The organism is Vulgatibacter sp., assembly GCF_041687135.1.
Taxonomy (GTDB): Bacteria; Myxococcota; Myxococcia; order Myxococcales; family Vulgatibacteraceae; genus JAWLCN01.
The window spans coordinates 558,983-572,014 of record NZ_JAWLCN010000001.1; the positions used below are offsets into that span (position 1 = coordinate 558,983).

Genomic DNA, 13,032 nt, shown 5'->3' on the forward strand with positions numbered 1-13,032 from the left:
TGAAATCACTGGCCGCCGGCGAAGACGGTCCCGGTGGGTGCGACAGCGGTGTCACGAGCGCCGTCGCGATCCCTCCTCGAGGCGGGGGAGCGCCCGCAGGCAGCGGACGCCCTGCCGATCAGACCGTCGCGCTGCGCCGGGCCTTCGCCTGCGCCCACGCGCCGCCCACCGCGGCGCCGAGGAAGATGCCGAGGTCGGCGACGACGATCAGCAGGCCGGCGCCGAGGCCGGCGAGCAGGCCCCAGCCACCCAGGTTGAAGGCGGCGAGCAGGAGCCAGAGTCCGAGGGCCACCACCACCGCCGGCAGGATCGCGGCGGTCAGCGCCCTGCCCACGCTGCCGACCCGGTAGCCGCCCACCAGGCCGCCGATGAGGCCGTTGAGCAGCGGGAGCCAGAAGAGCACGAGGGTGAGGCCCACCATCCAGAGCGAGCCCACGACGACGTTGTCGCGGTCGCGCTTGCGCTGGGTGAGGGCGGTGTCGGTGCGGGGCGTCGGCTGCATCTCTTCCTCCTTCCCCGGAAAATGGGGGCTGCGAACCCCGATGGCCTGCCTGCCCGCACTTGCCTCGGGCGGCGTGGCGAGGGAGCCTGTTCGGACGAGGGGGCGCCATGATCGAGATCGCACGCCACGAGGAAGGGCCGGTGCGGATCACCGATACCGCGCTGATCACGCCGGCCGGCAGGTGGCCGCTGCTCGTCGTCGGGCCGGCGCGGTTGCGCTGGGTGGAGCCGGACGTCTCCTGGCTGCAGCTCGTCTTCATGGCAGCGATCATCGCCCTCGGTCTCGGCGCCAGGGCCTCGTGGCACGGGGAGCCCCACGGCCTGCCGGTCCTCGGCGCAGGGCTCCTGCTCCTCGTCCTCGGCTTCTGGGGCGCTTCGCACCGCCGCCCCTCGGTGGCGCTGCTCATCGAGGTGGACGGCGCCGTGATCGAAGCCTGGCGGAGCGAGGACGAGGAGGCGGTACAGCGCGTGCTCACCGCCCTCGAGGAGGCGCGGGTCCTCGTCGCTGCGCCTGCTGCACGCGCTTAGAGAGCCGCCTCTTCCGCCGCCGCCTCGAGCTGCTGGGCGAAGTAGGTGGCCGCGTGCTGCGCCACCTCCTCCAGCGTGCCCGGCTCCTCGAAGAGATGGGTCGCCCCGGGGATGATCCGCAGCTCCACCGGCGCGTGCATCCGGGCCATCGCCTCCTGGTTGAGCTCGATCACGGGCTCGTCCCTGCCGCCGACGAGGAGCAGCGTCGGCGCCTGCACCTGGGAGAGGGCGTCGCCGGCGAGATCAGGCCTGCCGCCACGGGAGACCACCGCATGCACCAGCTGCGGTCGTGCTGCTGCCGTCACCAGCGCCGCGGCGGCGCCGGTGCTCGAGCCGAAGGTGCCGATCGGGAGGCCGCGGGTCGCGTCGTAGGCGGCGAGCCAGTCCGCTGCGCCGACGAGGCGCTCGGCGAGGAGGCGGATGTCGAAGCGAAGGTGCCGCGTCACCAGATCGATCTCCTCCTCGTGGGCGGTGAGCAGATCGATGAGCAGGGTGGCGAGGCCCGCGTCGCGGAGCACCCTGGCGACGTAGCGATTGCGCGGGCTGAAGCGGCTCGAGCCGCTGCCGTGGGCGAAAAGGACCACGCCCTTCGGCCGGTCGGGAAGACCCAGCGATCCCTCCAGCGTCACCGGCCCCGCGTCGACCTGGACCTCACGTTCCTCGCCGTTCATCTCCGCACCTCCGCTTCCCGCCTGCGTTCCCGCCGCTGGCGCAGCCGCGGCAGCGGCCGGGTGTTGCGCACGTCGGCGGCCTCCAGCCACCCGCGGCGCGCCACCCAGACGCCGTAGCGCAGGTTGGCCAGATGGCTTGCAATGTGCGCATCGGAATCGATCACCACCTGCACCCCCGCTGCACGGGCGAGCTTGCAGGCCTCGTCGGTGAGGTCGAGGCGATCGGGCATGGCGTTGATCTCCAGGGCCACGCCGCGGGCCGCCGCCTCCTCGAGGACGACGTGCAGATCGAAGGGGTAGGGGTCGCGCTTGCCGATCTGCCTGCCACTGGGGTGGCCGATCACGTCGACCACGCCGGAGCGGATGGCGCGGACGAGGCGCTCGGTCGTACGCCGCGCCGGATCGCGGAAGTGGGAGTGGATGCTCGCCACCACCCAGTCCAGCTCGGCGAGGAGCTCCACCGGGAGGTCGAGGGAGCCGTCCGGGAGGATGTCGACCTCGACGCCGGTGAGGAGGCGCGGCCTGCCGCGCAGCTTGCGATCGAGGGCGCGCACCGCGGCCATCTCGCGGCGCAGCCCCGCCTCGTCGAGGCCCAGCGGGCGCGCTCGCGAGTGGTCGGTGATGGCGAGATATTCGCGCCCCAGCCGCCGCGCCTCCGCAGCCAGCTCCTCGAGGCTGGCCTTCGCGTCGGAGGAGGCCCTGCTGTGGACGTGGAGATCGCCACGGACGTCCGCCTCCTCCACGAGGACGGGCAGGAGCCCCTTCTCCGCCGCCTCGATCTCGCCGTCGGCCTCCCGCAGCTCCGGCGGGATCCAGGGCAGGCCCACCGCTGCGAAGACCTCCGCCTCGGTGGCGCCGCCGAGCCGCTGGCCCGCCCGATCGAAGACGCCGTATTCGCTGATCTTGAGGCCCCGTTTCACCGCCCGCGCGCGGATCTCGATGTTGTGGCGCTTGCTGCCGGTGAAATAGTGGAGCGCGGCGCCCCACGATTCCGGCGGCAGCACCCGCAGGTCGACCTGCAGCCCTGCGCGCAGGCGGACCGAGCTCTTCGTCTCGCCGCTGGCCAGCACCGCCTCCACGCCAGGCAGGGAGACGAAGGCGCGCATCACCGCCCACGGGCGCTCGGAGCAGACGAGCAGATCGAGGTCGCCCACCGTCTCCCGCCGGCGGCGCAGCGAGCCGGCAGGCTCCGCCCGCACCACGCCGGGGACCTTGCGCAGCCGCTGGAGCAATCCATCCGCGTAGAAGACCGCGCGGTGCAGCGGCAGCCTGCTGCCCCGGCCCCGGTAGCGATCGATCGCGTCGCGGATCCCCTTGCAGCGCACCGGGCCCATCCGCGGCAGCGTCTGCAGCGAGCCGTCCCTGCACGCAGCATCGAGGCCCGCGAGATCGGTGATGCCGAGCTTCTTCCACACCGCGGCCACGGTGCGGGGCCCGACCCCCTCGAGGCGGAGGAGCTCGAGGACGCCGAGGGGCACCTGCCTGGCGAGCTCGTCGTGTTCGTGGAAATGGCCGGTGGTGAGGAGCTCGCCGACGTGCTCGGCGATCCCCTTTCCCACGGCCGGGAGCCGGGTGAGCTCGTCGCGGCGCCAGAGCTCGGCCACCGGCTCGGGCAGCGTGTCGAGCACCTGCGCTGCCTGCCGGTAGGCCCGCACCTTGAAAGGATTGCCGCCGGTCAGCTCGAGGATGTCCGCCATCTCGGTGAGCAGCCTGGCGACGTCGGCGTTTTCCACTGCGAATCCTCCGGCGGTTCCCTGGAAAAATAGGGCGTGCCGGAGGATCGTCCGCGCGCCGGGCGCCGGCGCGCTTGCGATTCAGATCGCCTGGTTGACGCCGAGGCCGACTTCGGTGTCGACGCCGAAGACCTGGAGGATGCGGCGGGCGTGGTGATCGAGGCCCACCAGCTGCACCTTCAGCTTGCTCTGGTTGCGATCGGCCAGCCACATCGCCAGCACCGAGAGGGCGACGTCGTCGGCGTGGCCGATCTTGGAGAAGTCGAGCACCAGCTCCTGCGTCCCCAGCCCGAGGATCCGATCGCGCAGCTCGTAGGCAGCGCTCCGGTCCAGCGATCCCCCCACCCGCAGGCAGACGTTCCCCGCCGGCATCCGCTCTTCCTCGATCGAAAGCGTTTCCATCCCGTGCCTCCCTGGTTGCCTGCATGGGAGCGTAGGCCCGGACCCCGGGCACAGGAAGGTAGGCAAGCGGCGGCGCGGCACGTCCTGCCCGACGCGATGTTTGCATCAGGACGCTGTGCTACGGTGCGCCCCTTTTTGCGGAGGGCACGATGGAGACGCTGCCATGGATGGGCCTCGGGCTCAGCACCAATCTGGGGCCCCGGGACCGCCCCGATCCCTGGCTGCTCCACGACACGGCGCCGGGCCTCTTCGACTTCGTCGAATACAGTGCACCGCTGCGGATCGAGGAGGCGCGCGCGCAGGCGGCCCGCTTCTCCGCCCTCTGGGATCGGCGGGCCGAGCTGCCGGCGATCTTCCACCCGGTGCACCTCAACCTCTGGGGTCCCGCCCTGGAGTCGGAGGAGAACCTCGCGGCGCTCGCCGAGCACCTGCGCGCGATCGGCTCGCCGTGGGTCGGGAACGACGTGGGCTGGTGGCACCACCGTGACGCGCCCTTTCCCGGCTATCTCTACGTGGTGCCGCCCCTGACCCGTGCGGCGGTGGCGCAATGCGCCGCACACGCCGTCCACGTGCAGGCGGCGATCGACGTGCCGCTCCTCCTCGAGAACCCGGCGGTGCTCTTCCGCAACGGCGACCTCCACGTCCTCGATTTCATGGCGGCGCTCCACCGCGAGACGGGGGCGCCGCTCCTCCTCGACCTGGGCCACCTCCTCGCCTACCAGCTCGTGCACGGCCACGAGCCCGGCACCGGACTCGACGGTTTCCCCCTCGATCGCGTCGCCGAGATCCACATCGCCGGCGGCGTGATCACCGCCCGCGGCGAGCGGCGGTTCTACGTCGACGATCACGGGCAGCCGGTGCGCGAGGAGCTCTTCGCGATGCTCGAAGGGATCCTGCCCCGGTGCACCGGCCTGAAGGCGCTCACCTTCGAGGCCGACGGCCATCCGGAGCCGGTGGCCCGGCAGACCCTGCAGCGCCTCCGCTCCCTCGTCCCGGCGCTGGCGCCGTCGCCGTCCGAGGCGCCCGGCGAGCACCGCGGACCGGTCGTGATCCAGCCCGGCGTCCTCGCCGAGGCGGAGCGGGACGCCTGGGCGCTCTTCGATCTCGTCCACGCCGAGCGCGGCTCGACCGGGGATCCCGAAGGCGTGCGGGCAGACGCGGACTTCCGGCTCGCGGTGATCGCGCAGCAGCTCGATCGGGAGTGGCCGCTCACCCGCGCCCTCGCTGCAGGGGATCGCGAGGCTTTGCAGGCCTTCGCCGCGTCGGCGGAATACCGCAGCCGCTACGAGGGGACGGGCAAGGACCTCGGCGCGGTCTTCGCCGCGTGGGCGAGGCGCCGGATCCGCGAGAGTCGCATCGCCGGCGGCGAGGTGGCGCTGGCGTTCGAGTCCTGGTGCCACGGCCTGCTCCACCGCGCCGCCGGCGCACTGCAGGAGGGGGCGATCGCGCTGGCGCCTGGGATCGCCGCCGGCACCTTCCCGGCGGATCTCTCCGAGCTCGTCTTCGCCGCCCGTGCGCTGCGGCGGCACCTCGTCGACCGCGCCGTCGCCAGCGGCCTCTACGAGGCGAGCGGCCTCGACGCGCTGGGGCAGGCCGCCGTTCGTGCGCAGCCCGGGGCCTGGCCGGTGCTGGTGCGCCGGCGGGAGGGGGCGCTGGAGGTGGAGCCGATCGACGCGTCGCTGCTGCGTCTGCTCCGGCTCGCAGGCACCGGCGCCGTGCCGGAGGGTCTCGCGCCTGCGGACCGCGCGACGCTCGAGCGCGCGGTGGCCGCGGGGCTGCTCCGCGTCGGCGCCGCTTGAGGAACGACGAAGGCCGCGCCCGTCCGAGCGCGGCCTTCGTCTCGATGGGTTCGAATCAGAGCTGGTTGACGGCGCCCGGCGTCGGCGTGGTGCAGAACGCCCAGTCGACGCTGGCGTCGTTCGCATCCTCGCCGTTGGGCATCCGGCAGAGCGAGCCCTCCGTCAGGTTGCTGTCCTCTGCGGTGGTGGCGGTCCCCTCCACCAGGTTGTAGCGCGTCCCCGCGGGGAACATGCTCAGCCGCGTCGCGCCGATCGAGCCCTCGTAGCTGAGCGAGTCGATGATGCTGCGGGTGTTGGTGTTGACGAGCGCGACGCCGCCGTAGACGTCGAGCAGGTTGTCGGTGAGGCTGTTGTTGAAGAGCAGGGTGTAGTGGGCGCCCGGCGCCACCGACATGCCCTGGCTTCCCAGCACCATGTACTCGCCCGGCTGCAGCTGGGAGACGTTGGGGTTGAAGTAGAAGAACGCCTGGTCGGTGCCGTCCTGCTCGTTGCCGTCGACGAGGTAGACCGCGTAGTCGAGGAGATCGATGGCGACGTTGGTCCCGTTGTAGATCTCGACGAACTCCGCCGCGTCGGGGCTGCCGACGTTGTCGTAGTCGACCTCGTTGATCACGAAGCCCGGGGGCGGCAGGAGGACGCAGGGGCCGAAGAGCGGGCAGCCATAGCCCGCCTCGATCGTGCCGCAATCCGCTGCGCAGCCGTCACCGTCGACGGCGTTGCCGTCGTCGCAGACCTCGCCGCCGGTGACCATGCTGTCGCCGCAGGTGGGCTCGTCGGTGGCGATTTCGATCCGGTAGCTCTCGGGGACGTTGGCGGTGGAGGTCGAAGCGATGAAGAAGACCTGCTGGTTCGGCTCGATCCGCAGGTTGATCTCGCTCCGCCTCGGGTTGCCGGGGATGTGGTCGTTGCCGAGGATGCAATCGGTGGGGCCGCCCTGCGAGGTGAGCGGGCTCACGTAGGCGTGGAGGTAACCTCCCGTGGTCCAGTCCACGCTGGCGGTGACCGTCTGTCCGAAGCCGCTGGCGTTGATCACCTCGTAGGCGTCGCGCCGCGCAGCGTGGGCAGGCCCGAGCTCGCAGGAATTGCTCGCCACCGTCCAGATCGGATCAGCGTGGCCCACGAGGCCCTGGATCTGGTGCTTGCTGCCCGGAGCCTTCAGCTCGATCACACACGAGCCGCTGCAGCCGTCGCCGCCGGCGGTGTTGTTGTCGTCGCAGCTCTCGCTCCCCTCGACGAAACCGTCGCCGCAGCGGATCTCGTGGCAGGGCGAGCCCGGGATCCTGCAGGACCAGCCTGCCTCCACCTGGCAGGTGTGGCTGCAGCCGTCGCCGCCGAAGGCGTCGCCGTCGTCGCAGGTCTCGCCACCTGCAGCGTCGAGGACGCCGTCGCCGCAGGTGATCTCGTGGCAGCCGGTCTCGTCGCAGGCCCAGCCTGCCTCGACCCGGCAATTGGCGCAGCCGTCGTCGCCGGCGGGCGTGCCGTCGTCGCACAGCTCGCCCTCGTCGATCACCTGGTCGCCGCAGCGGGGGGCGCTGCAGTCGGTGCGGCAGGCGTCCGGCGCCGTGTCGCTGTTGCCGTCGCCGTCGTCGCAGGCCTCGCCCCTGTCGTGGATCCCGTCGCCGCAGTTGAAGCGCAGGCAGGCGGGGGTGCAGGCCGCCGAGCCGCCTTCGCCGTCGTCGCAATCCTCGCCCTCGTCGATCACGAGATCGCCGCAGGTGGCGAGCTTGCAGGTGGTGCGGCAGGCATCGCCCGTGGTGTCGCTGTTGGCAGCGCCGTCGTCGCAGGCCTCGCCGCTGTCGACCACGCCGTCGCCGCAGCGGGCGGGCTGGCAATCGGTGCGACAGCCGTCGACGGCCGCGTCGCTGTTGCCGTCGCCCTCGTCGCAGAGCTCGCCGCCGTCGATCACCCGGTCGCCGCAGCGGGCGTCGGTGCAATCGGTCCTGCAGGCGTCGGGTCGCGTGTCGCTGTTGTCGGCGCCGGTGTCGCACGCCTCGCCGGCCTGGAGCTCGCCGTCGCCGCAGAAGGGCGCCGTGCTTCCGCCGGCACCACCCGCGCCACCCGTGCCGCCCGCGGCGCCAGCGCCGGCGCTCCCGCCCGCGCCACCGGTCCCACCGACCGGCCCGTTCGCCTTCTCGTCGCTCGCACAGGCTGCGAGCGCCACCGCCGCGATGCACGCCAGCACCGCCGGGGCCCCTCCGAAACGCTTCATCGCTGCCCTCCCAGGCGGGCCCGGGAGGGCCCGACGGCGCGCATCCTAGGAGCCACTCCGAGTGAAAGGCAAGAGCGCTTCCGTGGAATTCGGCAACGGATTTACGAGGGCCGTGGTGTTATGCCTCACGTGCCGCAGAAATCCGTCATGCAGCCTCGCCCCGGTTGCCGAAGCGGCGCGGCCCCTCGTCGAATCCTGCCCGCGCCATCGCCTCCGCCACGTGGCGCCGGACCTGCGCCCGGTAGTCGTCCGACTCGTAGGCGCCCTTCGCGTAGGCAGCCCCGTAGCGTTCGTGGAGCCAGGGGGCGTTCTCCCGGAGCCAGGGAAAGAAGCGCTTCTTCGCGCTGGAGCGGAGGAAGAGGACGTTGGAGTGCGCGAAGCTCGCTCCCGCCTGCTTCGCCCGCACGAGGAGCGCGGTGAGATGGTCGACACCGTCGGTGAGGCCGGGAAGGATCGGCGCCACGATGAGCCCGCAGGTGACGCCAGCGGCGCTGAGCCGCTCCATCGCCCGGAAGCGGCGTTCCGGCACCGGCGCCCGCCGTTCGAGGGCCCGGAGGAGATCGCGGTCGAGGCTGATGCAGGAGGTGAGGACCCGGAGCGGATGGCGGCGGGCGAGGGAGGCGAGGAGCTCCACGTCCCGCTCGATCAGCCCGCTCTTGCTGATGAGGGAGATGGGGATGTCCCGATAGGGGAGAAGCCCCTCGAGGATCCGCCGGGTGATCCCGAAGCGCCGCTCCGCCGGCTGGTAGGGGTCGGTGGCGGTGCCGATGGCGATGCCGTGGCCGAGGACGTCCTTGCGCTTCAGCTCCCGCCGCATCACCTCCGGCGCGTTGCTCTTGACGAAGATCCGGCGCTCGAAATCCTCCCAGTGGGCGAGCTCCAGGAATTCGTGGGTGTAGCGGGCGTAGCAATAGGCGCAGCCGAATTCGCAGCCGCGGTAGGGGTTGACGGTGAAGACGTCCCTCATCCGCGTGCCCTGCGACCAGTTGAGGATCGACCGGCAGGTCATCTCCACGTAGGCGGTGGCGTTCGCCTCGTCGAGGACGGCGCCGTCGGTGGCGCCGGGGGCGGGACCGGGTGCTCCGGCGAAGGCGAAGGAGAGCTGGGGCAGGGGGATCTTCATGCTGAACAACCGTACAGCATGAGCTTGCCCCGGGGAAGGCCCGCTCCCCGTCGGGAGGAGCGGGCCCCGTGGCTCACGGCAGCGTGGGCAGGGTGGGAACCAGCGGGTGGCAGCCGGAGAGATCGATCCGCGCCCCCTCGTCCGCCTGCACCGTGGTGCAGGTCGAGGGGCAGAGGTGCACGGTGCCGGCGTCGACGTAGTAGCCGTCCGCGCCGGCGCACGCCGCTGCGTCGGCGACCTGCGGCAGCACCAGGATCCCGCCGCTGCTCGGGGTCCACTCCACCTCGAGGGTCGCCAGCGCCGGCTGGCCGTCGCCCACCGGCAGCGCCACGCTGCAGTCGAGGCGGACGTTCTCGACCACGTGATCGGCGATCGCCCGGAAGATCACGTCGAAGTGGGCGTACTCGCAGATCGGGAAGCGAAGCCCGCCGGAGCGCCGGCTGAGCTCCTGGTATTCGGTGCCTGCTGCCATCACGGTGCCGCCGCAGAGCTGGGTCTGGAGCGGATCGGCGGGCTCCCACGCCGCGGAGATCGGCGCGTTCTGGGCGAGGCCGACGATGCTGTGCCAGGTGTAGTTGCGCGCGGTGGCGTCGCCGAAATGCGCGGAGGAGAGCGCGAAGAGCGAGGTCTCGAAGCTGCTCGCGGAGAGCGACGCCTCGTCGTCGGTGATCTCGACGAAGACCTTCTGCGATCCGGCGCGCAGCCATTGGCCCCAGCCCGGCTCGATCCAGGTGTTCCGGCCGCGGCGTCGCACCTGGTCGTGGAAGCGGTCGAGGACGATGTCGAGCGAGTCGTGGCTGCCCACCTCGACGTCGAGCTGGAAGAAGTTGGCGGTGTTGGCTGGCTGCGAGGGGATCGGGTTGCAGTCGGTCCCGCTCAAGGGGGACGAGATGCAGATCGACTCGTCGGGATTCACCTCGCCGTGCTTCGAGAGGAAGATCACCCGGTAGTCGATGCCGCTCTGCCCGATGATCTGGGAGAAGTTGGAGTTGATGTTGTTCTGGATGGCGACGATCTCGTCGGCCATGCTCCCCGAGTTGTCGACGACGAAGACGATGTCGACCGGCGGCGCCGTGCCGCCACCGCTGCTCGTCCAGGGATAGAGCGAGCGGGGCCCGAGGGTGGTGAGGGGCTGCGTCGCCTCGGCGGTGCAGGCGTCCGCCGTGACGGTGAGGGTGGCGGCGCCGTTGGGCTCGAAGGCGTGGGTGACGGCGCTGGTCGAGTCGACCGTGCCGGCGACGCCGTCGAGCTCCCAGGCCCAGCTCGTCACCGGCCCGCCCGCCGCATCGGTGGAGGCGCTGCCGTCGAGCTGGACGGTATCGCCCTCGCAGACGATGGCGTGGCCGATCAGGTCGATGTCGGCGAGGGGCCGGCTGCGCACGCCGAGGCGCTGGACGGCGGAGGCGCTGCAGCCGAAGGCGTCCCGCACCGTGAGTCGGGCCTGCTGGCCGTCGGCGGGGACGAAGGACCCGCTCCCGTCGCCGGCGGCGTCGACGCTTCCGTCACCGTCGAGATCCCAATCCCACGCAGCCACCGGGCCTCCGTCCGCGTCCTGCGAGCTGCCGCCGGAGAGCGCCACGCTCTCGCCGGCGCAGACCGAATCGCCCCCTGCCGCAAAGTCGATCCGCGCGGTGGGCAGCTGCCGCGTGGCGAGCGATCGAGCGGCGCTCGCCGTGCAGCCGAGCGCGTCGGTCACGGTGAGGCGGACCTGCTGCCCGTCCACCGGCTGGAGCGCGCCGGTGTTGGCGCCGCTGCGATCGACGACCCCGTCGCTCTCCAGATCCCAGGACCAGGACGCGACCGCATTGCCGTCCACGTCGCTCGAGCCGCTGCCGTCCAGCTCGACGCTGCCCCCCTCGCAGACGAGCGGTGCCCCTGCCGCGAATCCGATCGCCGCCGTCGGCAGGCCCCGAACCGACACCGTCTCCTCGGCAGACGCGGTGCAGCCGAGGCCATCGGTCACCGTGAGCCGCACCGTCTGCCCGGCGACGGGGACGATCGCGCCCGAAGAGGAGCCGCTCCGATCCGCCGTGCCGTCCGCCTCCAGATCCCAGGACCAGCTCGCCACCGGGTTGCCGTCCACGTCGCGGGATCCGCTCCCGTCGAGGGCGACCGACCCCCCGGCGCAGATCGCCGCGCCACCGCTGGTGAAGACCATCGAGGCGACCGGCGGCGCCCGCACGCCGAGGGTCTGCGCCGCCGCTCCCACGCAGCCGTTGCTGTCGGTCACCTCGAGGCGGACGCGCTGGCCATCCTGCGGCAGGATCGGCCCCGAACCGACGCCGCTGCGATCACCTGCCCCGTCGTCGTCCACGTCCCACGACCAGGCGACGACCGAGGCCCCGCTGCCGCCGGTCGAGGCGGCGCCGTCGAGCTCCACCACGCTGCCCTCGCAGACCAGCGAGCCGCCGGAGGCAAAGCCGATCCGCGCCACCGGATGAGCCCAGGTTCCGAGCGACTGCTCGGTGCTCCCCACGCAACCGAGGGCGTCGGTCACGGTGAGCCGCACCCGCTGCCCGTCGACCGGGACGAAGGTGCCGGTGTTGGCGCCGGCGCGATCGATGGTGCCGTCCGCCTGCAGATCCCAGGACCACGAGGCCACCGGGCTCCCGTCCGCGTCCCGCGAGCCGTCGCCGTGGAGCGCCACCACCGCGCCGGCGCAGACGTTGGGTCCGCCTGCGGCGAAGGCGATCGTGGGCGTGGGCAACGCCCGCACCTCCAGCTGCCGGGACGCCGCCGCCGTGCACCCGTTCGCGTCGGCGACCACGAGGCGCACCTCCTGGCCCGGCGCGGGAACGAAGGGCGGGGTGCTCGCAGCTGCCGCGTCGATCGTCCCGTCGCCGTCGACGTCCCAGCCCCAGCTGGCGACGGGGGCGCCGGTCGCATCGCGGGAGCCGCTGCCGTCGAGGACGACAGCGGTGCCGGCGCAGGTGAGCGGCGCGCCAGCGAGAAAGTCGATCTGCGGCACCGGTGGCCCCCAGGTGCCGAAGGTCCTGGTGGCTGCGGCGCTGCAGCCCGCAGCGTCCGAGACCAGGAGACGGACCTCCTGCCCGTGCGTGGGCGTGAAGCGGAGCGAGGCGGCGTCGCCGTCCGCCGCGCCGTCGCCGTCGAGGTCCCAGCCGTAGCTGGCGACGGGGTTGCCGTCCGCATCCCGGGAGCCGGCGCCGTCCACCTCGACCTCCGCGCCGCTGCAGACCTGCTCCGCGCCCTCGCGCAAGGCGAGGACCGCGCTGGGCAGGGCGCGAACCGCCAGCGTTCGCTCCGCGGTGGCAGTGCAGCCTTCTGCGTCGGTGGCGCTGAGGCGGACGAGCTGCCCGTCCACGGGAACGAAGGCGCCGCTGTCGGCGCCGGAGGCGTCGACGGTCCCGTCGCCGTCGAGGTCCCAGGCGATCGAGCCCAGCGGCGCACCGTCCGCGTCCCGGGACGCAGAGGCGTCGAGCCGGGCCTCGTCGCCGGCGCAGATCCCTGCGCCACCGGCGACGAAGTCGATGGCGAGGGCGGGAAGCGCCCGCCGCCCGACGGTCACCGTCGTCTCCGCGGTCCGGCCCATGGCGTCGCGCACCGTCGCGGTGTAGGTCGTCGCCACGTCGCCGGTGGCCACCGGCGTGGCGCTCTGCGGATCGTCGAGACCTGCAGCGGGCGCCCAGGACCACTGGTAGGGCGGGACGCCGCCGGTGGCCTCGGCCTGGAGCCGCACCGCGTCGCCGGCGCAGCCGGTGCCGCCGCTCGCCGCAGCCGCCAGGAGGGTGCCCGGGGTCGGTTCCGCCTCCGGCGCCTCGCCTTCCTGCGGCGCCTCCGGCACCACCACCGGGAAGAAGGCCACGCGCTCCAGCCCCGGCTTTCCCTCCGGCGGAAACGCGAAATCGATCAGCCGATCCTCGCCGCAGCCTCCGAGTACTCCGACGAGGCCCACCAGCGCGCAGACGCGCGCCCCCCACCTGCCAGCCATCTCTCACCCCCGACGCCGCCGTCCACCGACTTCGGCAGGAGGGTAGGGAGCGCGCCGGCGGGCGCGGAACCGACAGCTCGGGGCGCCGCGCTTCGACACGCCTCCGATCTCACTCGT

General features: G+C 72.6%; 9 protein-coding genes. 2 read left to right on the plus strand and 7 right to left on the minus strand.

Annotated features, from left to right (window positions below):
- Positions 1–118: 118 nt before the first annotated feature.
- Positions 119–502, minus strand: coding sequence for a hypothetical protein (locus ACESMR_RS02610; protein WP_373044810.1), 384 nt, complete (start codon positions 500–502; stop codon positions 119–121).
- 107 nt (positions 503–609) lie between these two features.
- Here ACESMR_RS02610 and ACESMR_RS02615 point away from each other — a divergent pair, with 107 nt between their 5' ends.
- Entirely contained in the window at positions 610–1,029 is a 420-nt protein-coding gene (locus tag ACESMR_RS02615) for a DUF6232 family protein (protein WP_373044811.1), read from the plus strand.
- On the opposite strand, the gene ACESMR_RS02620 is transcribed toward ACESMR_RS02615, so the two are convergent.
- From ACESMR_RS02620 to ACESMR_RS02630, 3 genes are all read right to left on the minus strand, one after another.
- On the minus strand, positions 1,026–1,700 hold the full coding sequence (locus tag ACESMR_RS02620; protein WP_373044812.1) for a dienelactone hydrolase family protein: 675 nt from the start codon (positions 1,698–1,700) through the stop codon (positions 1,026–1,028). The genes ACESMR_RS02615 and ACESMR_RS02620 overlap by 4 nt on opposite strands.
- Complete coding sequence (gene polX, locus ACESMR_RS02625) at positions 1,697–3,433, minus strand: DNA polymerase/3'-5' exonuclease PolX (RefSeq protein ID WP_373044813.1); 1,737 nt, start codon at positions 3,431–3,433, stop codon at positions 1,697–1,699. Before polX ends, ACESMR_RS02620 begins: the two co-directional genes overlap by 4 nt.
- 81 nt (positions 3,434–3,514) lie before the next feature.
- Positions 3,515–3,835 carry a lipid asymmetry maintenance protein MlaB gene (locus ACESMR_RS02630; protein ID WP_373044815.1) on the minus strand — a complete coding sequence of 107 codons (321 nt, stop codon included), beginning with the start codon at positions 3,833–3,835 and terminating at the stop codon, positions 3,515–3,517.
- Between the two features lie 149 nt (positions 3,836–3,984).
- On the opposite strand from ACESMR_RS02630, the gene ACESMR_RS02635 reads away from it, so the two are divergent.
- Complete coding sequence (locus ACESMR_RS02635; RefSeq protein ID WP_373044816.1) at positions 3,985–5,634, plus strand: DUF692 family multinuclear iron-containing protein; 1,650 nt, start codon at positions 3,985–3,987, stop codon at positions 5,632–5,634.
- 55 nt (positions 5,635–5,689) lie between these two features.
- Here ACESMR_RS02635 and ACESMR_RS02640 read toward each other — a convergent pair whose 3' ends face one another.
- The 3 genes from ACESMR_RS02640 to ACESMR_RS02650 form a co-directional block, all read right to left on the minus strand.
- Entirely contained in the window at positions 5,690–7,843 is a 2,154-nt protein-coding gene (locus ACESMR_RS02640) for a DUF4215 domain-containing protein (protein ID WP_373044818.1), read from the minus strand.
- A gap of 145 nt (positions 7,844–7,988) precedes the next feature.
- The gene (locus tag ACESMR_RS02645) at positions 7,989–8,966 is read right to left on the minus strand and encodes an SPL family radical SAM protein (protein ID WP_373044819.1); all 978 of its coding nucleotides are present in this window, start codon (positions 8,964–8,966) and stop codon (positions 7,989–7,991) included.
- Between the two features lie 73 nt (positions 8,967–9,039).
- The gene (locus tag ACESMR_RS02650; RefSeq protein ID WP_373044820.1) at positions 9,040–12,915 is read right to left on the minus strand and encodes a PKD domain-containing protein; all 3,876 of its coding nucleotides are present in this window, start codon (positions 12,913–12,915) and stop codon (positions 9,040–9,042) included.
- Positions 12,916–13,032: the final 117 nt, after the last annotated feature.